Origin of the sequence: Paracoccus mutanolyticus (assembly GCF_003285265.1) — a bacterium.
GTDB classification, from domain to species: domain Bacteria; phylum Pseudomonadota; class Alphaproteobacteria; order Rhodobacterales; family Rhodobacteraceae; genus Paracoccus; species Paracoccus yeei.
Genome location: NZ_CP030239.1, coordinates 3,345,093 through 3,366,474, shown reverse-complemented (window position 1 = coordinate 3,366,474; position 21,382 = coordinate 3,345,093). Strand labels below are relative to the sequence as shown.

General features: G+C 68.5%; 23 protein-coding genes and 4 pseudogenes. 11 read left to right on the top strand and 16 right to left on the bottom strand.

All coding sequences use genetic code 11. The features are described from left to right. Positions 1-7 precede the first annotated feature (7 nt). The 3 genes from DPM13_RS18335 (at position 8) to DPM13_RS18325 (ending at position 1,647) form a co-directional block, all read left to right on the top strand. On the top strand, positions 8-286 hold the full coding sequence (locus tag DPM13_RS18335; protein ID WP_223252165.1) for a S4 domain-containing protein: 279 nt from the start codon (positions 8-10) through the stop codon (positions 284-286). 178 nt (positions 287-464) lie between these two features. Further along, positions 465-803 (top strand): ferredoxin FdxA, encoded by a 339-nt coding sequence (gene fdxA / locus DPM13_RS18330; protein ID WP_080622591.1) that lies wholly within the window; start codon positions 465-467, stop codon positions 801-803. 334 nt (positions 804-1,137) lie between these two features. Further along, positions 1,138-1,647, top strand: a complete 510-nt coding sequence (locus tag DPM13_RS18325; protein WP_028719133.1) for a CarD family transcriptional regulator — start codon at positions 1,138-1,140, stop codon at positions 1,645-1,647. A gap of 64 nt (positions 1,648-1,711) precedes the next feature. Here DPM13_RS18325 and DPM13_RS18320 read toward each other — a convergent pair whose 3' ends face one another. After that, entirely contained in the window at positions 1,712-2,560 is an 849-nt protein-coding gene (locus DPM13_RS18320) for a bifunctional allantoicase/(S)-ureidoglycine aminohydrolase (protein ID WP_174714410.1), read from the bottom strand. 11 nt (positions 2,561-2,571) lie between these two features. After that, positions 2,572-3,978 carry an allantoinase PuuE gene (puuE, locus tag DPM13_RS18315; RefSeq protein WP_112888571.1) on the bottom strand — a complete coding sequence of 469 codons (1,407 nt, stop codon included), beginning with the start codon at positions 3,976-3,978 and terminating at the stop codon, positions 2,572-2,574. A 165-nt stretch (positions 3,979-4,143) separates the two neighbouring features. Here puuE and DPM13_RS18310 point away from each other — a divergent pair. The 5 genes and pseudogenes from DPM13_RS18310 to DPM13_RS27520 all read left to right on the top strand — a co-directional run bounded on the left by DPM13_RS18310 (position 4,144) and on the right by DPM13_RS27520 (position 7,017). Further along, a pseudogene (locus DPM13_RS18310) lies at positions 4,144-5,500 on the top strand (NCS2 family permease). 189 nt (positions 5,501-5,689) lie between these two features. Continuing rightward, positions 5,690-6,064, top strand: a complete 375-nt coding sequence (locus DPM13_RS18305; RefSeq protein ID WP_028719129.1) for an NADH:ubiquinone oxidoreductase subunit NDUFA12 — start codon at positions 5,690-5,692, stop codon at positions 6,062-6,064. 1 nt (position 6,065) lies between these two features. Beyond that, the gene (gene mlaD, locus DPM13_RS18300; RefSeq protein ID WP_028719128.1) at positions 6,066-6,524 is read left to right on the top strand and encodes an outer membrane lipid asymmetry maintenance protein MlaD; all 459 of its coding nucleotides are present in this window, start codon (positions 6,066-6,068) and stop codon (positions 6,522-6,524) included. Next, entirely contained in the window at positions 6,521-6,940 is a 420-nt protein-coding gene (locus tag DPM13_RS18295; protein WP_112888570.1) for a DUF2155 domain-containing protein, read from the top strand. The genes mlaD and DPM13_RS18295 overlap by 4 nt, the downstream gene beginning before the upstream one ends. Then, positions 6,937-7,017, top strand: coding sequence for a DUF2155 domain-containing protein (locus DPM13_RS27520; RefSeq protein WP_112888569.1), 81 nt, complete (start codon positions 6,937-6,939; stop codon positions 7,015-7,017). Before DPM13_RS18295 ends, DPM13_RS27520 begins: the two co-directional genes overlap by 4 nt. Here DPM13_RS27520 and aat read toward each other — a convergent pair. The 7 genes and pseudogenes from aat to tkt all read right to left on the bottom strand — a co-directional run bounded on the left by aat (position 6,981) and on the right by tkt (position 13,541). Then, positions 6,981-7,613 (bottom strand): leucyl/phenylalanyl-tRNA--protein transferase, encoded by a 633-nt coding sequence (aat, locus tag DPM13_RS18285; RefSeq protein WP_099649617.1) that lies wholly within the window; start codon positions 7,611-7,613, stop codon positions 6,981-6,983. The two genes, DPM13_RS27520 and aat, sit on opposite strands and share 37 nt — an antisense overlap. A 1-nt stretch (position 7,614) precedes the next feature. Continuing rightward, a pseudogene (gene accC / locus DPM13_RS18280) lies at positions 7,615-8,966 on the bottom strand (acetyl-CoA carboxylase biotin carboxylase subunit). Positions 8,967-8,974: 8 nt separating this feature from the next. Then, entirely contained in the window at positions 8,975-9,481 is a 507-nt protein-coding gene (gene accB, locus DPM13_RS18275; RefSeq protein ID WP_080622587.1) for an acetyl-CoA carboxylase biotin carboxyl carrier protein, read from the bottom strand. 114 nt (positions 9,482-9,595) lie between these two features. Further along, entirely contained in the window at positions 9,596-10,480 is an 885-nt protein-coding gene (locus DPM13_RS18270) for a lysophospholipid acyltransferase family protein (protein ID WP_028719123.1), read from the bottom strand. Next, positions 10,477-10,695 carry a hypothetical protein gene (locus DPM13_RS24260; protein WP_223252164.1) on the bottom strand — a complete coding sequence of 73 codons (219 nt, stop codon included), beginning with the start codon at positions 10,693-10,695 and terminating at the stop codon, positions 10,477-10,479. The genes DPM13_RS18270 and DPM13_RS24260 overlap by 4 nt, the downstream gene beginning before the upstream one ends. After that, a complete protein-coding gene (locus DPM13_RS18265; protein ID WP_223252163.1) occupies positions 10,677-11,327 on the bottom strand; it encodes a DMT family transporter in 651 nt (216 codons plus the stop codon). The genes DPM13_RS24260 and DPM13_RS18265 overlap by 19 nt, the downstream gene beginning before the upstream one ends. Before the next feature lie 117 nt (positions 11,328-11,444). Continuing rightward, complete coding sequence (tkt, locus tag DPM13_RS18260) at positions 11,445-13,541, bottom strand: transketolase (protein WP_112888568.1); 2,097 nt, start codon at positions 13,539-13,541, stop codon at positions 11,445-11,447. 321 nt (positions 13,542-13,862) lie between these two features. Here tkt and DPM13_RS18255 point away from each other — a divergent pair. Continuing rightward, positions 13,863-15,355: pseudogene (locus DPM13_RS18255) on the top strand (nucleobase:cation symporter-2 family protein). A gap of 6 nt (positions 15,356-15,361) precedes the next feature. Here DPM13_RS18255 and DPM13_RS18250 read toward each other — a convergent pair. The 3 genes from DPM13_RS18250 to DPM13_RS18240 are packed head-to-tail and all read right to left on the bottom strand — an operon-like array spanning position 15,362 to position 18,152. Further along, complete coding sequence (locus DPM13_RS18250; protein ID WP_112888567.1) at positions 15,362-16,333, bottom strand: tyrosine recombinase; 972 nt, start codon at positions 16,331-16,333, stop codon at positions 15,362-15,364. 3 nt (positions 16,334-16,336) lie between these two features. After that, positions 16,337-17,938 carry a hypothetical protein gene (locus tag DPM13_RS18245; RefSeq protein ID WP_112888566.1) on the bottom strand — a complete coding sequence of 534 codons (1,602 nt, stop codon included), beginning with the start codon at positions 17,936-17,938 and terminating at the stop codon, positions 16,337-16,339. After that, on the bottom strand, positions 17,925-18,152 hold the full coding sequence (locus DPM13_RS18240) for a hypothetical protein (protein WP_112888565.1): 228 nt from the start codon (positions 18,150-18,152) through the stop codon (positions 17,925-17,927). Before DPM13_RS18240 ends, DPM13_RS18245 begins: the two co-directional genes overlap by 14 nt. A gap of 157 nt (positions 18,153-18,309) precedes the next feature. Here DPM13_RS18240 and DPM13_RS18235 point away from each other — a divergent pair, with 157 nt between their 5' ends. Both DPM13_RS18235 and aroB read left to right on the top strand, forming a co-directional pair. Beyond that, on the top strand, positions 18,310-18,846 hold the full coding sequence (locus tag DPM13_RS18235) for a shikimate kinase (protein ID WP_112888564.1): 537 nt from the start codon (positions 18,310-18,312) through the stop codon (positions 18,844-18,846). Further along, a pseudogene (gene aroB / locus DPM13_RS18230) lies at positions 18,843-19,945 on the top strand (3-dehydroquinate synthase). The gene DPM13_RS18235 and the pseudogene aroB overlap by 4 nt, the downstream one beginning before the upstream one ends. Here aroB and mnhG read toward each other — a convergent pair. From mnhG to DPM13_RS24255, 4 genes are read right to left on the bottom strand one after another with little or no spacing between them, the layout of a single operon-like run. Beyond that, positions 19,942-20,424: a monovalent cation/H(+) antiporter subunit G gene (gene mnhG, locus DPM13_RS18225; protein ID WP_112888563.1), complete on the bottom strand. Its 483-nt coding sequence runs from the start codon at positions 20,422-20,424 to the stop codon at positions 19,942-19,944. The pseudogene aroB and the gene mnhG overlap by 4 nt on opposite strands. Next, entirely contained in the window at positions 20,421-20,702 is a 282-nt protein-coding gene (locus DPM13_RS18220) for a K+/H+ antiporter subunit F (RefSeq protein ID WP_028719113.1), read from the bottom strand. The genes mnhG and DPM13_RS18220 overlap by 4 nt, the downstream gene beginning before the upstream one ends. Further along, on the bottom strand, positions 20,699-21,187 hold the full coding sequence (locus tag DPM13_RS18215; RefSeq protein WP_028719112.1) for a Na+/H+ antiporter subunit E: 489 nt from the start codon (positions 21,185-21,187) through the stop codon (positions 20,699-20,701). Before DPM13_RS18215 ends, DPM13_RS18220 begins: the two co-directional genes overlap by 4 nt. Then, positions 21,184-21,360, bottom strand: coding sequence for a hypothetical protein (locus DPM13_RS24255; protein WP_223252162.1), 177 nt, complete (start codon positions 21,358-21,360; stop codon positions 21,184-21,186). Before DPM13_RS24255 ends, DPM13_RS18215 begins: the two co-directional genes overlap by 4 nt. Positions 21,361-21,382: the final 22 nt, after the last annotated feature.

Genomic DNA, 21,382 nt, shown 5'->3' with positions numbered 1-21,382 from the left:
GGGACGCGTGGCTGAGCCCGAGGGCGCGGCCAGCATCCGCCTGGATCGCTGGCTGCATCACGCCAGGATGTTTCGGACCCGTACACTTGCCGCGGACGCCATCGCGGCCGGCGGCATTCGCCTGAACGGAAAGCCCTGCGCCAAGCCGGCGCAGGTGCTGCGCGGGGGCGATCTGGTCACCGTCGCGGCACATGGGCGGGTCCGCGTCCTGCGGGTCCTGGACCTGGGAGAGCGGCGCGGCCCCGCGACCGAGGCGGCAACCCTTTACGAGGAAGTCGAAATGTGATTCTTGCGCGCCATCGGGGCCGCACGAGGAACAGCGTTTCGCCCGACAGCCGCATTCTGGATCACCGTCCCCGGACCGGCTGCTCCGCTTCGGATGCCGGTCTTTTCGGTCGGGCCGGCCTTGAATGATGAACCCACCGGGCGTAACTAGCCGGGCAGGAAACAGGAATAGACGCGCCATGACCTATGTCGTCACCGATAACTGCATCATGTGCAAATACACCGACTGCGTTGAGGTGTGCCCCGTGGACTGTTTCTACGAAGGCGAAAACACGCTGGTGATCCATCCCGACGAATGCATCGACTGTGGCGTGTGCGAACCGGAATGCCCGGCCGACGCCATTCGTCCCGATACCGAGCCGGACATGGAGCAGTGGGTCGAGTTCAACCGCAAGTACTCCGAGCTTTGGCCCGTCATCACCCGCAAGAAAGACCCCATGCCCGGCTACCAGGAAATGGACGGGCAGCCCGGCAAGCTGGAGAAATATTTCTCTCCCAACCCCGGCGAGGGCGATTGATCTGTCGCTGCGTCAGGGCGACGCGATTCGGGCTTCCCTGACCTCGAAAGTGCTTGCGATGTTCCTTGTAAGGTTTTGGGAACATGACGCATAAAGCCTTTGCATTCTTGTTGGCCTCGGGCGCTCCATCGGCTTTGATTCCGGCCTGAATTTATGTTATGTTCATGACATACCGCCGATCAGGCCGCTTTGGTGGCCCGACCGGCGATGTTGTCTGTCCAGGTTGTCTGCCCCTGCCTGGATCGCAATACACCGATGGTGGCCCAAAAGGTCGGGAGCATGCCCGCCTTGGGGCTTTTTGCGCCGCGAACGGCGCCGCTGTGAAGGAAGTTCTATGTCGAAAGCCAAGAAGACCGAATTCCGCCCCGATGACTTCGTGGTCTATCCGACCCATGGCGTCGGCCGCATCGTTTCCATCGAGGAACAGGAAATCGCGGGCCTGCGCCTCGAGATGTTCGTGATCTCGTTCGAAAAGGACAAGATGACGCTGCGCGTTCCGACCTCGCGCGCGACCGAGATCGGCATGCGCGGCCTGGCCACTCCGGACCTGATCGACCGCGCGCTTGAGACGCTGAAGGGCAAGGCCCGCGTCAAGCGCGCCATGTGGTCGCGCCGCGCGCAGGAATACGAACAGAAGATCAACTCGGGCGACCTGATGTCGATTGCCGAGGTGGTGCGCGACCTGCACCGCAACGACGACCAGCGCGAACAGTCCTATTCCGAACGCCAGTTGTACGAGGCCGCGCTGGACCGCCTGACCCGCGAAGTCGCCGCCGTCAGCGGCATCGACGAGGCCGGCGCACAGAAGAAGGTCGAAACCGTGCTGACCGCCCGCGCGGCCTGAGCCGACCGTTCCGACCTGACAAAACCGCCGGCGTGCTGCGCCGGCGGTTTTTCATTGCGTTCCCTTATTTCCAAAGGGGCGCGTGGCGGTTCACGTCCTTGTACAGCAGATAGCGGAAGTTCCCCGGCCCGCCGGCATAGCAGCACTGCGGACAAAAGGCGCGCAGCCACATGAAATCGCCGGGCCCGACCTCGACCCAGTCGCGGTTCAGGCGATAGACGGCCTTGCCCTCGATCACGAACAGCCCGTGTTCCATGACATGGGTTTCGGCGAAGGGGATCGAGCCGCCGGGCGTCAGCGTCACGATGGTGATATGCATGTCATGGCGCATGTCCGTGGGGTCCATGAACCGCGTCGTGGCCCAGCTGCCGCCGGTGTCGGGCATCGGGATCGGGGCGATGTCGCGTTCGTTGGCGATGATGACATCGGGCTTGTCGAGTCCCTCGACCGCCTGCCAGCGCTTTCGCCACCAGTGAAAGCGCGCGGTCTGATCGCCGTTTTCCACCGACCATTCGGTTCCGGCGGGAATATAGGCAAAGCCGCCCGGCGTCAGGTCGTGCACCGCGCCCGCCACGGTCAGCCGGATGCCGCCGTCGGTGACGAAGATCGCGGATTGCGCGCCGTCGTCCACCTCGGGACGGGCCGAGCCGCCCTTGGGTTCAAGCTCGACGATATACTGGCTGAAGGTCTCGGCGAAGCCCGACAGAGGGCGGGCGATCATCCACATCCGCATGCCGCGCCAGCCGGGCAGGAAGCTGGTCACGATGTCGCGCATCGTGCTGGCGGGAATGACGGCATAAGCCTCGGTGAAGACGGCGGTGTCGGTCGACAGGTCGGTCTGCGGAGGCAGGCCCGCGAAGGGGCCGGCATAGGTCGGGGCGGGCATGGGGCTGCCTTTCGGAATGTGGTTCATCGGGTCCTCCCTTATTTCAAGGCTTCGCGCAGCCGCAGCTCCGCGATGCGCATGACCTGACGCTCGGCCTCGGCGCGCTCGGTCGGAGTGTCGTTGGCCAGCCGGCGCTGCATGGCGGCCAGGATGCCCGCCTTGTTATGGTCGCGCACTGCGATGATGAAGGGGAAGCCGTGCTTTTCCACATAGTCGGCGTTGATGCGCTGGAAGGTCTCGCGTTCGGCGTCGGTCAGCGCGTCCAGACCGGCCGAGGCCTGTTCGGACGTGCTTTCCGCCGTCAGCCGCTTGGCCTGTGCAAGCTTGCCGGCAAGGTCCGGGTGGGCGACCAGCACGCCCAGCCGTTCCTGGTCCGAGGCGCCGCGGAACACCTGCGCCATGCGCGCAGCCAGGCCGGCCGGCGTGTCGTGGATCGCACCCATCTCACCGTCCCAGACCCGTTCGGCGATGAAGGGCGAATGTTCGTAGATGCCGCCGAACTTTTCCACGAACTCCTCGCGTCCCATCTGCGAGGGGCGCTGACGGGGCTGATACGGATGTTCGCGGGCCCAGTGCCGCGCGATGTCCAGCCGGGTCGCGAACCAGACGCCGTCGTGGCTGCGCGCGTGGTCCAGGAAACGCTGGATCGCCATGGCGCGGCCGGGGCGCCCGGCCAGGCGGCAATGCAGGCCGATGGACATCATCTTGGGCGCGCCGGCCTCGCCTTCGGCATAAAGCACGTCGAAGCTGTCGCGCAGATAGTCGAAGAACTCGACCCCGGTGCCGAAGCCCTGGCCGCTGGAAAAGCGCATGTCGTTGGCGTCCATCGTATAGGGCACCATCAGCTGCGGCTTGCCGTCATGAACATGCCAATAGGGCAGGTCGTCGGCGATGGTGTCGGCCAGGTATTCAAAGCCGCCTTCCTCGCATCCCAGCGCCACCGTGTTCATCGAGGTGCGGCCCTGGTAGAAGCCGCGCGGCCGTTCGCCGGTGACGCGGGTGTGCAGCTCGACGGCGCGGGCGATGTGCTCGGCCTCGACCTCGCGCGGGACGTCGCGATAGTCGATCCACTTCAGCCCGTGGGTCGCGATCTCCCATCCGGCGGCCTGCATGGCGGCAACCTGTTCGGGCGCGCGCTCAAGGGCGGTCGCGACACCGTAGACGGTGATCGGCACGTCCTGCAACATGCGGTGCAGCCGCCAGAAGCCGGCACGGGCGCCGTAGTCATAGATCGATTCCATGTTCCAGTGACGCTGGCCGGGCCAGGGCTGGCAGCCGATGATCTCCGACAGAAAGGCTTCCGAGGCGGCATCGCCGTGTTCGATGCTGTTCTCGCCGCCCTCCTCGTAGTTCATGACGATCTGGACCGCGATCCGGGCGCCTCCGGGCCAGCGCGGGTCCGGGGTGTTCTGACCATAGCCGATCATGTCGCGGCTGTATCGCATCGCTTGCTTCCTTCTTGTCGTAAGGCTTTAAATGCACTCATCATCCTGCCGCCCTTCGAGGCAAGGCGCGAATTTCTATAAACAGAGCACCAATTTCGTTGAAAATCCTGGCTTTCTTAATAAACCATTGAAACTCTGTCGCTGGAGCCGGCATAGGCGTTGAAGATGCAGGGTTCTAGTGTCGCTGTCACGGCGGGCCAACCGCCGGTGGGAGGTTACATGCTAGAAAAACAGTTCGGCCTTGCGGCCAACGGAACCAGCGTCAGGACCGAGGTGATCGCGGGGATCACCACCTTCCTTACCATGGCTTACATCATTTTCGTCAACCCGGACATCCTGTCGACGACGGGCATGGACCGGAACGCGGTCTTCGTGGCGACTTGCCTTGCGGCGGCGCTGGGTTCGGCCATCATGGCGCTTTGGGCGAACTGGCCCATCGGCATGGCGCCGGGCATGGGGCTGAACGCCTTTTTCGCCTTCACGGTCGTCGGCGCGCTGGGGTTCACCTGGCAGCAGGCGCTGGCGGGCGGTCTTCATCTCGGGCCTGGTGTTCCTGTTCCTGTCGGCGACCGGGATCCGGCGCTGGCTGATCGCGGGCATCCCGCATTCCATGCGCAGCGCCATCGCCGCGGGCATCGGCATGTTCCTGGGGCTGATCGCGCTGAAGAACGCGGGCATCGTCGTCGGCAACCCCGCGACCCTGGTAGGTCTGGGCGACCTGACGGCGGCGGGCACGCTGTTGGCCATCGCGGGCTTTTTCATCATCGCCGCGCTGGACGCGCTGAAGGTGCGCGGCTCGATCCTGATCGGCATCCTGGTGGTGACGGTGGTGTCCATCCTGATCGGGGCGAGCCCGTTCGGCGGGATCGTGTCGATGCCGCCGTCGATCGGACCGACCTTCCTGCAGCTCGACATCGCCGGTGCGCTGACCGTGGGCATCTTTCACGTCATCCTGGTCATGGTTCTGGTCGAGGTGTTCGACGCCACCGGCACCCTGATCGGCGTTGCCAAGCGCGCCGGGCTTCTGACCGAGGGGCCGGCGCATACGAACAAGGGGCTGAGCCGCGCGCTGATGGCAGACTCGACGGCGATCCTGGCGGGCTCGATGCTGGGCACCAGTTCGACCACCGCCTACGTCGAAAGCGCCTCGGGCGTGCAGGCGGGCGGGCGCACCGGGCTGACCGCGCTGGTCGTGGCGGGTCTGTTCCTGCTGGCGATGTTCTTTGCCCCGCTGGCCGGGTCGGTGCCAGCCTATGCCACCGCCCCGGCGCTGCTGTATGTCGCCTGCCTGATGGTGCGCGAGTTCGAGGAGATCACCTGGGGCGATGTGACCGAAAGTGCGCCGGCCGTACTGACCGCGCTGATGATGCCGTTCACCTATTCCATCGCGAACGGCCTGGCCTTCGGCTTCGTCAGTTACGCCGCGATCAAGCTGCTGACGGGCCGCGCGCGCGAGGTGCATCTGGCGACCTGGATCGTGGCGGCGCTGTTCGTCATCCGGTTCGCGTTCTTCATGGAGTGACGGCGGGGCTGGCCTTGGGGGGCTTTGCCCCCCGCCTCTGCACGCCCCTCAACGGGGCGTGCAGAGGCTCCCCCCAGGATATTTGAACAAGAAAGAAGCCCGGGGCAGCGCGGGGGGCAGCGCCTCTCTGGACCTTGGGCGCGGTTTGCGCCATATCTCGGCCAGCACCGATCCAAGAGGTTTCCGCCCATGTCGTTACTTTTGCGCGCCCTGACCTGGTGGAACAGCCAGACGCTCAACACCCAGCTATGGACTCGCCTTTACGGCGAACGGGTGGGAGAGGACGACCAGGGCAATGTCTATTACCAGTCCAAGGGCGGCAAGCGGCGCTGGGTGATCTATAATGGCGAGGCCGAGGCCAGCCGCGTGTCCCCCGAATGGCACGGCTGGCTGCACCACACCTACAAGGAGCCGCCGACCCGGCAGCCCTTGCCGCACAAGCCCTGGGAAAAGCCGCATGCCCCGAACCAGACGGGGACGCCGGCGGCCTATCACCCGGCGGGGTCGCTTTATCGGGCCGAACCGGCCGAGCGGCGCGACTACGACGCCTGGCAGCCGGAATAAGATGCAGTCGGCGGCGGAGAAAGCCGAGCTTTGGGCCGGGGCGGCGGTCCTGGCCGTGGCCGCCGGGTTCCTGTTCTGGTCCACCGACCTGGGCCGGCCGCTGCGCGACGGCTATGAATTGCGCGCGGCGTTTCCCAATGTGGACGGCATCGAGGTCGGGACCGAGGTGCGCGTCGCGGGCGTCAAGGTGGGCCGGGTCAGCGCGGTCGACCTGAACCCCCAGACCTATCTGGCCGAGGCGCGGCTGACGGTTCCATCGTCCATCCGGCTGCCGACCGACAGTGCGGCGCTGATCCAGTCGGACGGGCTGCTGGGCGGCGCCTATATCGAGCTTCAGCCCGGCGGCGCGGCCGAGGACCTGGCCCCCGGGGACGAGATCGAGGATGTGCAGGGCGCTGTCAGCCTGCTGTCGCTGATGATGAAATTCGTGGACGCGCAGGCGTCCGAGGGGGCGGAATGATCGCGAGCCTGTCGCGCGCCGCGCTGTGCCTGATGCTGCTGGCGCTGCCCGCCCTGGCCCAGGACGATCCCGAGCCCGCGCCCGACGATTCGCTGATGGTCGACCCCGCGCTGAGCGACGATCCGACCGCCGTGGCCCCGGCCGAGCCCTCGGCGGCCGAGCGCGAGGCGGCCGTGGCGGTGGCGCGCGGACCGGCCACCGAGCGCGGCCGGGCGCCCTGCTGCGCGGCCTGGAAATGTGACGGGTCAGACCCAGGACGTCCTGCTGTCGGCCGGGCAGGCGGCAGCTTCGTCGGAAATGAGGTGCGGCTGGCCTTGGATCTCATGCTGGACCGTTTGGCGGAGCCGTCGTCAGATGCTTTCGCGGAACTGCGTGGTGGACAAGCGGCCAACGCACCGTCTTTTCCGGTTGGATGATCGCCTCGTCCCCCGCGCTTTCGGCGCTGGACGATCCCCGCTATGACGTCTGGGTGATTTCCTGCAACAGGGCCTGAGCCTCGGGCAGGGCGGTCGTTTCGAAGCGGACGGGCTGGCGCACCGCCCGCGCCAGCCGGCGGCGATAATCCAGCCGGCTGATCGCCGTTCCCCCCATCGAGGCCAGGTGCGGTGTCGGATATTGCGTATCCCACAGCGTGAAGCCGCAGGCGCGCAGGTGATGCGACATCCAGATCAGCGCAGCCTTTGAGGCGCTGGGGCGGCGCGAGAACATGCTCTCGGCAAAGAAGGCCGCGCCCAGCGACACGCCATAGGTTCCGCCGATCAGTGCGTCGCCCTCCCACACCTCCAGCGAATGGGCGTGACCCATGCGATGCAATTCGGCATAAAGCCCGATCAGCGGAGCGTTGATCCAGGTCTCCGGCCGGTCGGCGCAGCCCGCGATCACGCCCATGAAGTCGCGATTCACCGTCGCATACCAGCCCGCCCGGCGCAGCAGGCGCCGCATCGAGCGCGAGACATGCACCCCGCCCACCGGCAGGATGCCGCGTTCGGGCGGGTCGAACCAGTAAAGCTGCGGGTCCGACGCCGACTCGGCCATCGGAAAGACGCCTTGCGCATAGGCAAACAGCAGTCTTTCCGCCGAAACCGTCATCTCAGGACGATGGGCCCGCCATCTGGGCCAGCCATTTTTCCAGCCAGTGGATGGAATAGTCGCCCCGTTGGATATCGGGGTTTTCCAGCAGCGCGCGGAACAGCGGAACCGTGGTGTCGATTCCGTCCACGATCAGCTCGCCCAAGGCGCGGTCCAGACGGGCCAGCGCCTCGGGCCGGTCGCGGCCGTGGACGATCAGCTTGCCGATCAGGCTGTCGTAGTAGGGCGGAATGCGGTAGCCGTCATAGATCGCGCTGTCCATCCGCACACCCAGGCCCCCCGGCGCGTGATACTGAGTGATCCGGCCTGGTGAGGGGGTGAAGTTCGGCAGCTTTTCGGCGTTGATGCGCACCTCGATGGCGTGGCCGCGGATCTGCAGGTCCTCTTGCCGGAACTCCATCTCGGCACCGGCGGCGACCAGGATCTGCTGCGCACCAGGTCGACGCCGAAGATCGCCTCGGTCACGGGATGTTCGACCTGAAGCCGGGTGTTCATCTCGATGAACTAGAACTCGCCGTCCTCGAACAGGAATTCGATGGTGCCGGCGCCGCGATAGCCCAGCTTGGCCATGGCATTGGCGCAGATGCCGCCGATCTCGGCGCGCTCGGCAGGCGTGATGGCCGGGCCGGGGGCCTCCTCCAGCACCTTCTGGTGGCGGCGCTGCAGGGAACAGTCGCGCTCGCCCAGGTGGACGGCGCGGCCGCGGCCGTCGCCGAAGACCTGGATCTCGATATGGCGCGGGCGCTGCAGGTATTTCTCGATATAGACCTCGTCATTGCCGAAGGCGGCCTTCGACTCGGCCCGCGCGGTGCGGAAGGCATTTTCCAGGCTCGCCTCGTCCAGCGCCACCTTCATGCCGCGCCCGCCGCCGCCGGCGGTCGCCTTGATGATGACCGGATAGCCGATCTGGGCCGCGACTCGCTTGGCCGAGGCCACGTCGGGAACGCCGCCGTCCGAGCCGGGGACGACCGGGATGCCAAGCGCCTTGGCAGTGTCCTTGGCCGTGATCTGCGCCCATGATGCGGATGAGTTCCGCCGAGGGGCCGATGAAGGCTATGCCGTGATCCTCGACCATCTGCACGAAACCCGCGTTTTCCGACAGGAAGCCATAGCCCGGATGGATGGCCTGCGCGCCGGTGTTTCGCAGGCCGAGATGATCGCCGGCATCGACAGGTAGCTGTCGGTCGAGGGCGGCGGCCCGATGCAGACCGATTCGTCGGCCATGCGGACATGCATCGCGTCGGCATCGGCAGTCGAATGGACCGCGACCGAGGCGATGCCCATCTCGCGGCAGGCGCGGATGACACGCAGCGCGATTTCGCCGCGATTGGCGATCAGGATCTTGTCGAACATATGCCCGCTCACTCGACGACCATCAGGGGGGCGCCGAATTCGACCGGGCTGCCGTCGTCGACCAGGATGCGCTTGACCGTGCCGGACCGGGGCGAGGGGATGTGATTCATGGTCTTCATTGCCTCGACGATCATCAGGGTCTCGCCCTCCTTGATCTGCTTGCCGATGGTGACGAAGGCCGGCGCGCCCGGCTCGGGGGACAGGTAGGCCGTGCCGACCATGGGCGAGGTGACGATCCCGGGCAGGCTGGCCGGATCGTCGTTGGCCGCCGCGGGGACCGAACCGGCCGGGGCGGCGATCGCGGGGGCCGCCGCCGGGGCCGGGGCCGCGACGGTCTGGATCACGGCCTTGCCCTGTTTCGACAGGCTGACCGTGAGGCGGTCGTTTTCGCTGTATTCGCGCTTGACGGAAAGCTCGGTCAGCTCGTTGCGGTTCAGCAGTTCCGCCAAGGCCTGGATGAAGGCCACGTCGTCGGTGCCGCTGCGCGCGCCGCTGGGGGTGTTCTCGTCGCTCATGCCGTCCTCTGGATCTTGTTCGTTGGGGCCGCGTGGGGGGCCTTGCGGCGGTTTGCGCCGCTTATAGCCTGTGCGCGAAGCCGAGGAAAAGGGTTTCGCCCGCCGATAGAGCGTTCAGGATCGCTGTTTCCAGCGCCGGTGGACCCAGAACCATTGCTCCATATGCGCGCGGACCAGGGTTTCCAGCTGGTCGTTCAGGGCCTGCATCATGGTTTCGGGGTCGGAATGGGGGATAGGGGCGGCCGCCTCGACCACAAAGCCCAGTCCGTCGGGCTGGCGGATGCCGGCGATGGGCACCAGCAGCGCGTCATAGCGGATGGCAAGCTCGGCCGGGGTCAGGACGGTTTTCGTCGGCAGGCCGAAGAAGCGCAGCTCGGCCCCGTGGCCGTCGTACTGGTCATAGCCGAGCGCCATCCAGCCCCCGCCCCGAAGGAACCGCAGCATGGCTGCTAGCCCAGCCCGCCCGCGCGGGAACATGGGCTGGGCGATGGCCTGCATGGCGGGGATATAGTGGCGGTTGAACGCCTCGTTGTTCATGGGGCGGTAAAGCGCGCCAACCGGCCAGCCGCGCCCGGTCAGGGCGGCGCGCATGGCGTCGTAATTGCCGAAATGGGCGACCGCCAGGATGACGGGCCGGCCGGCATCGGCGGCCTGTTCCAGCGCGGGCAGGCCCGGGCCGGCCAGGGGGTCGGCCTGGTGGATGCGGGTGGTGAATTCCTCGCCGGAATAGATCTCGGCCAAGGCGCGGCCGGCATTGTCGGGGACGGCGCGGCACAGGCGGCGGACCTCGGCCGGCGAGAGGTCGGGCCGGGCCTTGGCCAGGTTGTCGCGGATGCGGCCGCGCCAGCCCGCCAGCGGGCCCAGCACATGGGCAAAGAACCAGCCCATGGCCGGGATGCGCAGGCGATAGGGCAGCACCCTTACCAGTCCCATCAACGCAAGGAACGCGCCGTTCGCCAGCCGGTCGCGCAGGGGCACGGGGTCTTCGGTCTCGGTCATGGGTCCATCCGCTGCATGGCGCGGGCTTCGCGCATCCAGACATAAAGGCCGGCGACGACGATGATCAAGGCGCCGAGGATCGTCCAGCGGTCGGGCACGGTGCCCCAGAACAGCCAGCCCCACAGCCCCGCCCAGATCAGCCCGGTATAGCCGAAGGGGGCGATGGCCGCCGCCTCGGCCAGGGCGAAGGCGCGGATCAGCAGTGCCTGCGCCACGGTGCCGAACAGCCCCAGCAGCAGGAACGCCCAGGCGTCGCCGGCGGCGAGGGCTGCCAGAAGAACGGCACCAGGGCCGAGGTGGCGAGCGTTCCGACGATGGCCGACCACAGGATCGAGGTCGCGGTGGAATCGCCCCGCGCCAGCCGGGTCAGGATCGCGCCGGCCGCATAGGTGAAGGCGCCCAGCAGCGGCAACAGCGCGGCTGGCTGGAAGACGCCCGCCCCTGGGCGGATGATGATCAGGGCGCCCACAAGCGCCGCGGCGATTCCCAAGGCGCGTCGCAGCCCGATCCTCTCGCCCAGGAAGAGCGCGGCGGCCAGGGTGATCAGCACCGGGTTGATGTCCATGATCGCCGTCGCCTCGGCCAGGCCGATGTGCTGGAGCGCGGTGAAGAACAGCCCGACCGAGCCGAGCTGCGTCAGCGCCCGGCAGAACTGGATGCCCGGGCGGGTCGAGCGCAGCGTGCGGCGCAGCCGTGGCCCGACCAGCAGCGCGACGATGACCAGGTTTGCCACGAAGCGCACCCAGACCACCTGGACCGGGTGATAGGTCTGGGTCAGGTGCTTGGCCGTCGCGTCCATCAGCGTGAAGGTCATGATCGCGGCCAGCAGCAGCAGGATGCCGCGCAACTGCGTGGCGCGCGCCGGATCGCGCCGGGGACGCGTGATGCCGGTTGCTGATTGTTGTACACGTAGCTCGTCGCTCCGGCCGCGGTTTGGCCCTTGCTCCGCATCCGGCCGGCGCGGTCATAGCTGAACACGGTGAAAGGCCGGTCGCCGCGCCCAAGGGGCGGCCGCGCCGCGATGGGCGCGGCCGTCGCCGGAACAGTCGAGCAGGCGGCGGGCCTCGGCCACGGTCGCCTCGGCGGTGATGCCGAACTCGCGATAGAGCACCGGGGCCGGGGCCGAGGCGCCAAAGCCGGTCATGCCGATGAAGCCCGCCTTCTTCGAGCGGCCGCGTTCCCCCAGCAGGAGCCAGTCCCAGGGCTGGCGCACCGCCGCCTCGATGGCGATGCGGACCGGGCCCTTGGGCAGGACCTTGCGGCGATAGTCCTCGGGCTGGTCGCGGAAAAGCTCCATCGAGGGGACCGAGACGACGCGCGTGGGCACGCCCTGGGATTCCAGCGTCTCGCGCGCGGCGACGGCGATTTCCACCTCGGAGCCCGAGGCCATCAGGATCACCTGCGGCTCGGCCGAGGCGTCGCGCAGCACATAGGCGCCGCGCGCGGTCAGGTTCTCGGCCCCGTCCTCGCGCAGGGTGGGCAGGTTCTGGCGCGAGAGCGCAAGGACCGAAGGCGTGGCCTTCTGGCTCAGCGCGATTTCCCAGGCCTCGGCCGTCTCGACCAGGTCGCAGGGACGCAGGGTCAGCGTGTTCGGCGTGGCGCGCAGCATCGCCAGATGCTCGACCGGCTGGTGGGTCGGGCCGTCCTCGCCCAGGCCGATGCTGTCGTGGGTCATCACATAAACCACCGGCAGGCCCATCAGCGCCGAAAGCCGCATGGCGCCGCGCGCATAGTCGGTGAAGCACATGAAGGTGCCGCCATAGGGGCGGAAGCCGCCATGCAGCCAGATCCCGTTCATCGCCGCCGCCATGCCGTGTTCGCGGATGCCGTAGTTGATGTAGCGCCCGGTCCGGTCGACGGGCGAGAAGGTGCCCAGGTCCTTGGTCCGCGTGTTGTTCGAGCCGGTCAGGTCGGCCGAGCCGCCCATGGTTTCGGGCAGTTCGGGGTTCAGGACCTCGAGCACCATCTCGCTGGCCTTGCGGGTCGCGATCTTGGGCCGGGTCTGCAGCGCCTGTTCCTTGAGCGCGGCGATGGTCGGCGCCAGCCGGTCGCTGACATCGCCCGAGATGCGGCGGGCGAATTCCTCGCGGTTCTTCGCGGCGTCGACCCGCGCGGCCCAGGCCTCGCGCGCGGCGCGGCCCTTCATGCCGATGGCGCGCCAGTCGGCCAGGATGTTGTCGGGGACGATGAAGCTTTCGTGTTCCCAGCCGTAGGCCAGGCGCGTGGCGGCGATTTCCTCGGCCCCCAGCGGCGAGCCGTGCGCGCCCGAGGTGTCCTGCTTTTTGGGCGCGCCGTAGCCGATGATCGTCTTGCAGGCGACCAGCACCGGGCGGTCGTCCTTGCCGGTCGCGGCGTCGGTCAGGGCGCGTTCGATATCGACCGGGTCATGGCCGTCGCAGGCGAGCACCCGCCAGCCCGAGGCCTCGAAGCGCTTCATCTGGTCGGTGGCGTCCGACAGCGACACGCGGCCGTCGATGGTGATGTCGTTGTCGTCCCAGAGCACGATCAGGTTCTTCAGCTTCTGGTGGCCGGCAAGCGCGATGGCCTCCTGGCTGATGCCTTCCATCAGGCAGCCGTCGCCGGCGATGACCCAGGTGCGGTGGTTGCACAGCCCTTCGCCGAACTGGGCGCGCATCGCTTCTTCGGCGATGGCCATGCCGACGGCGGTGGCCAGGCCCTGGCCCAGCGGGCCGGTGGTCGTCTCGACCCCCTCGACATGGCCGTATTCGGGATGGCCAGCCGTGATCGCGCCCCATTGGCGGAAGTTGCGGATCTGCGCCAGGCTCATCTGTTCATAGCCGGTCAGGTGCAGCAGGCTGTAGAGCAGCATCGAGCCGTGGCCCGCCGACAGCACGAAGCGGTCGCGGTCGAACCAGTTCGGCGCGGTGGCATCGAATTTCAGGTGGTTGCGGAAAAGCACCGTGGCCACGTCGGCCATGCCCATGGGCATGCCGGGATGGCCCGAGTTCGCGGCCTCGACCGCGTCCATCGAAAGGGCGCGGATGGCGGCGGCGAGGCGCCAATGGGCGGGATCGGCCTTGCGGCGGGCGGCGATGTCCATGTCGGGTGTCCGTGCTGATGGTAGCGGCAACTCCTGATATTCAGGGCGGCGCGCGGTTGCAACCCGCCAGAGGGCCGTGGGACGAGGGCGCGGACCACGATCTGCCGTGCCGGGCGGCAAGGCGATGCCCGTCCGCCGGGCACGCCTGCGCCTTTGGTCTGCTGGTAGCCGCGGGCCAAGCGGTTGAAACCGCGTCCTCCGCGATGCCTGGAAAATGGGCGCGGGTTGGCATGGTGCGGGGCGGGGCACAAAAGAATTGCCTTTTTCCTTGGCAGGGCCCTAGCTGGATCAAAACGACCTTGAACAGGGAAAGGGGACATCATGGCTATGGCCGAGGGCCGCGCCGTCGATCCGGTCGACGAGATCCTGCCGCCGGTACGGTTGGCGACGCTGGGATTGCAGCATGTGCTGGTGATGTATGCGGGCGCCGTCGCCGTGCCCCTGATCGTCGGCCGCGCGCTGAAGCTGGCGCCGCAGGACGTGGCCTTCCTGATCTCGGCCGACCTGTTCTGCTGCGGCATCGCCACGATCATCCAGTCGCTGGGCATGACGCGCTGGTTCGGCATCCAGCTGCCGGTGATGAGGGGGTGACGTTCGCCTCGGTCGGGCCGATGGTGGCGATGGCGAACGCCTATCCCGGGCCGGACGGGGCGCGCATGATCTTTGGCGCAATCATCGGCGCGGGCGTCGTCGCCATGCTGATCGCGCCCTTCATCGGGCGGATGCTGAAGTTCTTTCCGCCGCTGGTGACGGGCACCGTCATCCTGGTGATCGGCGTCACGCTGATGCGGGTGGGCATCAACTGGATCTTCGGCAACCCGGTCGGGCCGACCGCGCCCAAGATCGTCGATCCGGTCGCCTCGGGCTGGCTGAACCAGCTGAAGGAACTGGCCGGCACGGGCGCCGTCCCGGCGCTGCCGCAGGGCTTCGCCCCCGCGCCCAGCGTGCAGAACCCGCTTTATGCCCAGCCGGTCAATATCGCGATTTCGGGCGTGGTGCTGCTGGCGATCCTGCTGATCGCCCGCTTCGGCCGGGGCTTTGTCGCCAATATCGCCGTGCTGCTGGGCATGCTGGTGGGCGCGGTGCTGACCATCGTGCTGGGACAGATGACCTTCGACAAGGTGGCGGAGGCGGCCTGGTTCGGGATCGTGACCCCGTTCCACTTCGGCATGCCGATCTTCGACCCGGTGCTGATCGTGACCATGGTGCTGGTCATGATCGTCGTGATGATCGAATCGACCGGCATGTTCCTGGCGCTTGGCGACATGACGGGCCGCCGCATCACGCCCGAGCGGCTGACCGCCGGGCTGCGCACCGACGGTCTGGGCACGGTGATCGGGGGCATCTTCAACACCTTCCCCTATACGTCATTCTCGCAGAACGTGGGCCTCGTCGGCGTCACCGGCATCAAGAGCCGCTATATCTGCGTCGCCGGCGGCGTCATCCTGATCCTGTTCGGCCTGGTGCCCAAGATGGGCGCGGCGGTGGAATCGCTACCGACCTCGGTCCTGGGGGGCGCAGGGCTGGTCATGTTCGGCATGGTCGCGGCGACCGGCATCCGCATCCTGTCCACGGTCGATTTCGCGGGGAACCGCAACAACCTGTTCGTGGTCGCGGTGTCGCTGGGCTTCGGCATGATCCCGTTGATCGCCCCGGACTTCAAGCAATGGATGCCTCATGCGATCCACCCGCTGATCGAATCCGGCATCCTGCTGGCGACCATCGCGGCGGTGGCGCTGAACGCCTTCTTCAACGGCACCGGCGGCAACAGCGTCGAGGACGCCCGCCGCGCCGCCAGCATGGCCGACCACTAGCAGGCGTCAGCCCTCGGGCTCGGTCCCGCTGTCGGGCCGGGCCAGCGGGTGGTGGTTCATCACCAGGTCCCGCATGCGGTGGTCCATGACATGGGTATAGATCTCGGTCGTGCCGAGATCCGCATGACCCAGCAGGCTCTGGATCGCGCGCAGATCGGCGCCGCCTTCCAGCAGATGGGTGGCGAAGGCATGGCGGATCACATGGGGCGAGACCCGGGCCGGGTCGACGTTCGCCAGAAGCGCCAGCTGGTTCAGCAACTGGTTCACCGCCTGCCGGGTCAGGTGGCCTTCGCGGGATGAGGCGGGAAACAGCCAGCGCCCGCCGCGCCCCGCGACCAGTCGGCCCAGCGTGGTGTCGGGGGGCGCGTTGTCGCGCAGCGAAAGCCAGCCCGCCAGCGCGTCGCGCGCAGGATCGTTCAGCGGCACCATGCGTTCCTTGCCGCCCTTGCCCCGGATCAGAAGCAGCGCCGGATTGCCACGGCAGGCCGTCACGGGCAGCGTCACAAGCTCGCTGACGCGCATGCCGGTGGCATAGGCCATCTCGAACAGGGCAAGGTTGCGGCGGCGCTCGACCTCGGTGCGGCCAAGGCGGGGCAGGGCATCCAGCATGGCCTGCACCTCGTCGCGCGACAGCGTCTTGGGCAGGCGCTGCGCCCGGCCGGGGCCCGCGATGCGGCCGGCGGGGTCGTCCTCGCGCCAGCCTTCCTCAAGCGCAAAGCGGGTCCATTGCCGGATGGCCGACAGCCGCCGCGCCCGGGTCGCCCGCGACAGGCCCAGGTCGTCGCAATGGGTCAGGTATTCCTCGACGTTCTCGCGCGTCATCGCCCGCAGGCCCAGATTGCGCCCGGCCAGCCAGCCGGTGAAATCGGCCAGGTCGCGGCCATAGGCCAGCAGCGTGTTGCGCGCGGCCCCGGATTCCGCCGCCTGCGCGTCCAGAAAGGCCGAGATCATGCGCCGGTCTTCGGCATCGCCCGCCATGGCCTAGCGCTCCGGCATCAGGACTGGTGCCAGCACCAGTTCGACCAGCGCCTGGCGCGCGATCTCGCCCTGCCCAAGCGCGCGCAGGACCCGCAAGCCCTGCGCGGCGCGCGGCAGGTCGCCGTCCAGTCCGGCGTCGGTGTCGGCGATGGCCGCCAGCATCGCCTCGCCCCGGCGGTTGGCGCCGATCTGCTCGGCCGCGCGCTGGGGCAGGGGCGTGCCCTGGCGGAAACCGCCCAGCAGCAGCCCGGCGCGGTCCGATCCATCGCCCGCCGGAGGGGTGGCATCGGCAAGGCCGCTGGCGAAATCCAGCAGCCACAGGTCCAGCGCCGCGCTGTCGGCCGGCGGCTTTGCCACGACCTGCCATTGCCCGGCGGCCAGCGCCAGCCACAGCGCGATCTGTCCCGCACGCCCGTCCAGGGCCAGGGCGCCGACCTGCGCGCCCGCCATGTCGGCCAGCGCCGGGCCCAGGCCCGCCGCCACCATCGCGTCGAAGGCCGGGGGCAATGCCTGCGCGACCTGCGCCGTGTCCCGCGCCTGCAGCGCCGCGTCCAGCGCCTGAACCGCGGCCGCCCGGTCCCAGACCCCGCCCGAGGCAGCAGGCTTCTGTTCGACATAGATGCTGCGCAGCTGCGAGGCGGGGATGGCCCCGGCACGGGCCAGACGCTCGGCGGAATCCAGCCGCGCCTTCCAGCCGCCGTTCTGGTCCAGGTCGGCCAGCGCGAAGGCCAGCGGCAGGTTCGCCGAGGGCAGGGGCTGGCCCACCGCCTCGTGCAGGCGCAGGTCGAGCGGCGTCACCACCAGCGGCGGCGCCAGATCCTCGGGGCGGTCGGCATAGCCGTCGTCCAGATACTGCGCCAGCAGCGCGGCCATCTGCGGCTGGATCAGCCCCATCGCGTCGGCGCCGTGAAAGACCAGCGCCGCGGCCGCCCAGTCGCCGCCAAGCGCCAGACAGAAGATCTGCGCGGGAAAGCTGGGCGCCACGCCCGGGGTGCGGCCCATGATGGCGCAGGCCTCGACCTCGTCCCCCGACAGCAGGGCCACGTCGAACAGCCGGCGGAACCGTTCCTGATCGGCGGGGCCCGCGGCCTGCAGCAGGCTTTTCGCGGCGCCCGTGGCGCCCATGTCCAGAAGCTTGTCGACGCGGGCCAGGAACAGTTCGCCCTCGGCCCCCGGCGCGGTCGCGGGCGGGTTCAGCTGCGCGGCCAGGATGCGGCGCTCCAGCCGGCGCAGCACCGGCAGCCGCGGGTTCGAGGCACGCACCAGCGCCGCGAGCGTCGCACCATCGCTCGCCCCCCACAGGTCGGCGGGCAGACCCGCGGCCCGGGGCGACACGGTGCCCTTGCCGTCGGGATTGCCCTCGCCCAGGCGGGTGACGCCCACCGGCTCGACCGCGCCGGACCGGGCGGTGCTTTCCGCCGATTTGCGCCGCAGGTCGGCCGGGCGGCCGTCGCTGGGGCGCCAGGCCGAGATGGTGCCGGGGTCGCGCGTGCTGCCCGACAGCCAGTCGCTGGCCGACAGCGGCGGCTGGGCGGTCGCCGTCCCCACCGCCAGCACGATCCCGCCCAGCAGCGCCAGGCCGCGCAGGCGATCAGTCCAGGTCATTGCTGCCGGCATTCGGGGCGGGGGTCGTGGGGACCGCCGGGGTCGCGGCCGGTGCGGGTTCGGGGGCTGGCGCGGGAACCGGCTGGCCCAGATCCAGTTCGACCGGCAGGCGCGTTTCGCGGGGATCGGCCCGCATGTCCCCGAAATAGGCATAGCCGGCCAGTCCGCCCAACAGCAGAATCACCAGCACCGCCACCACGCGCAAAAGCCTCATTGCCTGTCCTTTCAGCCTCGTTCCAGCATTCCGCTGCCGGTCTGACGCCGGCTCGCGCGAAATATATATGGCATTTCCCGAAAGATCACGCCATTCAGTGCCACCAATATTTGCCTGTGCGGCCCGCCGGGCAGGCAGTTCGGACAACGGGGGGGTGATGCGCCGCAATATCGTGCTGGTCGGAATGATGGGGGCGGGCAAGACCGCCATCGGGGCCGAGCTTTCCCGGCGCCTGGGCCGTCCGTTCTGGGACACCGACGCCGAGATCGAGCGCGCCGCCGCCATGACCATCCCCGAGATATTCGCCCGCGACGGCGAGGATTTCTTTCGCGCCCGCGAATCAGAGGTGCTGTCGCGCGTGCTGGCCGGGGGCGACAGCATCGTCTCGACCGGCGGCGGGTCGTGGATGCGCGAGATGAACCGCCAGCGCATCACCCAGCACGGCATCTCGGTCTGGCTGGATTGCGACCTGGAAACGCTGTGGCACCGCGTCCGCAACCGGCCGACCCGACCGCTGCTGCAAACCCCCGACCCGCGTGGCACGCTGGACCGGCTGCTGCGCGAACGCGCGCCGGTCTATGCACTGGCCGATGTCCGCGTCCCCGCCGTGCGCGGCGACACGGTCGAGGATACCGCGACCCGCGTCATCGACGCCATCGGCGCCCGCCAGCCCCCTATCCTGGAGACGAAATGACCATCCAGACCGTGCGAGTCGACCTGGGCGCGCGTTCCTATGACGTGCGGATCGGCCAGGGCCTTCTGGACCGCGCCGGGGCCGAGGTCCTGGCGCTGGCCGGCCGCCGCCGCGTCGCGATCCTGACCGACCGCACCGTGGCCGAACGGCACCTGCCGCGCCTGCAAGAGGCGCTGCGCGCCGAAGGGATCGAGGCGCCTGCCCTGATCCTGCCGGCCGGCGAGGCCACCAAGTCCTGGTCCCACTTGGGCGAGGCGGTGGAGTGGCTGATCGCCCAGCGGATCGAGCGCAAGGATCTGGTCATCGCGCTTGGCGGCGGCGTCATCGGGGATCTGGCGGGCTTTGCCGCCGCGATCCTGCGGCGCGGGGTGCGCTTCGTCCAGATTCCGACCTCGCTGCTGGCGCAGGTGGACAGTTCCGTCGGTGGCAAGACCGGCATCAACAGCCCGCAGGGCAAGAACCTGATCGGCGCCTTTCACCAGCCCGCGCTGGTTCTGGCCGACATCGACGTGCTGGCCACGCTGTCGCCCCGCGATTTCCGCGCCGGCTATGGCGAAGTCGCCAAATACGGCCTTCTGGGCGACGAGTCGTTCTTCGACTGGCTGGAAGCGGCCGGTCCTACGCTGTCCCGCGACCCGGCGGCCCTGCAGCACGCCGTGCACCATTCGGTCGCGATGAAGGCGGGGATCGTCCAGCCGACGAAACCGAGCATGCCGAACGAGCGCTGCAGACCTGGGCCACCCTTCGGCCATGCGCGGAATCCGCACCGGCTATTCCGACCGCCTGCTGCAGTGGCGCGGGGGTGGCCGTCGGATGCACCCTGGCCTTCGAGCTTTCGGCCCGGATGGGGCTTTGCAGCCAGGAGGCACCGTCCCGCGTCTCGGCCCATTTCGTGGCAATGGGGCTGCCGTCGCGCATCGCCCAGATCCCGGGCGACCTGCCGGACGACGCGGCGCTGATCGCGCTGATGGGTCAGGACAAGAAGGTGCAGGACGGCAAGCTGCGCTTCATCCTGGCGCGCGGGATCGGGCAGTCCTTCGTGACCGACGCCGTGGACGCGGCCGACCTGCGCGCGGTGCTGGCGCAGTCGCGGCTTTAGGGGCTGCGTTCCCCGGTTCTGGGCTCGGGCTCGGCCTGTCCCGGCGGGGCCAGGACGCCTCCCTCGGGCACGTCCTCGCCCAGGTGGGACAGGTCGCGGGCGGGTTCCGTCGCGCGATCCTCGGGCGCGACGCGGGGCGGGACCTGTTCGTCATGGCCCAGCTTGGCGTCCCTGTCGCGCCGCAGCGCCGCGCGGCCCAGCATCAGCAGGGTGATGGGCGTGGTGATCAGCAGGAACACCCCGATGATGATCTCGTGCAGGACGGGGCGGTTTTCCAGCAGCGAGAACATCGCCATCGAGGCCAGGATGATCAGGAACGCGCCATAGCTGTAGGCCAGGGTCGGCGCGTGCAGCCGCTGGTAAAAGCTGCGCAGCCGCACCAGGCCCAGGCTGCCCAGCAGCGCCAGGGACGAGCCGACGACGACGAAGACCGCGATGATCAGCGCGGCCGTGGGCGGCAGCTGGTCCAGATGCCTCATTCGATCACCTCGCCGCGCATCAGGAACTTGGCCGCGCAGACCGTGGTGACAAAGCCCAGGACCGCGATCACCAGCGCCCCTTCAAAGAAGAACACGTTGCCATTGCCCATGCCGATCAGCAGAAACAGCAGCATCGCGTCGAAATACATCGTGTCGAGCCCCAGCACCCGGTCCTGCGCGCGCGGCCCCCGCAGCATCCGCCAGCACGCGAGCCCCAGGGCCAGGACCATGGCGATCTGCGCATAGGTCAGCGCGTATTCCAGGATCAGGGCGCTCATTCGAAAATCTCCATCAACAGGGCCTCGTAGCGGTCGCGGACCAGTTCCTGCCATTCCTCCTCGCTGCGCAGGTCCAGGATATGCAGCAGCAGGCGGCCGCCTTCCTGTTCGTATTCCAGCCAGGCGGTGCCGGGCGTCGCGGTCAGGATGATCGCCAGCAGCGCCAGGGCGTTCTGGTCGCGCAGCTGCAGCCGCAGTTCGACGAAGCCCGAATGGAACTTGGGGTGGTTCGGGCCCAAAAGCAGGACGCGCGCCACCGAGATGTTGGACTGCAGGATATCCCAAGCGACCAGCGCCATCAGCCGGGGGATCGCGCTCCAGCGCCGGATGCGGGGACGGGCGGGGTGCAGGTGCTGGACCGCCCATCCCGCGACCAGACCGATGACCGTGCCCAGGACCAGGTGCCCGGGGCTGAACTGGGTCAGGACCAGCCACATCAGCACCAGCGCGGCCGAAATCAGCGGATGGGGAACCAGCCGGGTCATTGCGCATCCTCGGGCACGGTGACGGGCACATGGTTCTGGGCCGGCGCGGCGTCCAGGCGCGAGGCGTCCTTGAGCACGGCCTTGCGATAGATCGCCGGCTCCAGCAGCAGGTCGGCGGTGGCGCGGGTATAGCCCAGCACCGCGTCGGCCCGCAGCGTCAGGACCAAGATCATGCCAAGAGGAACAGCTCTGGCG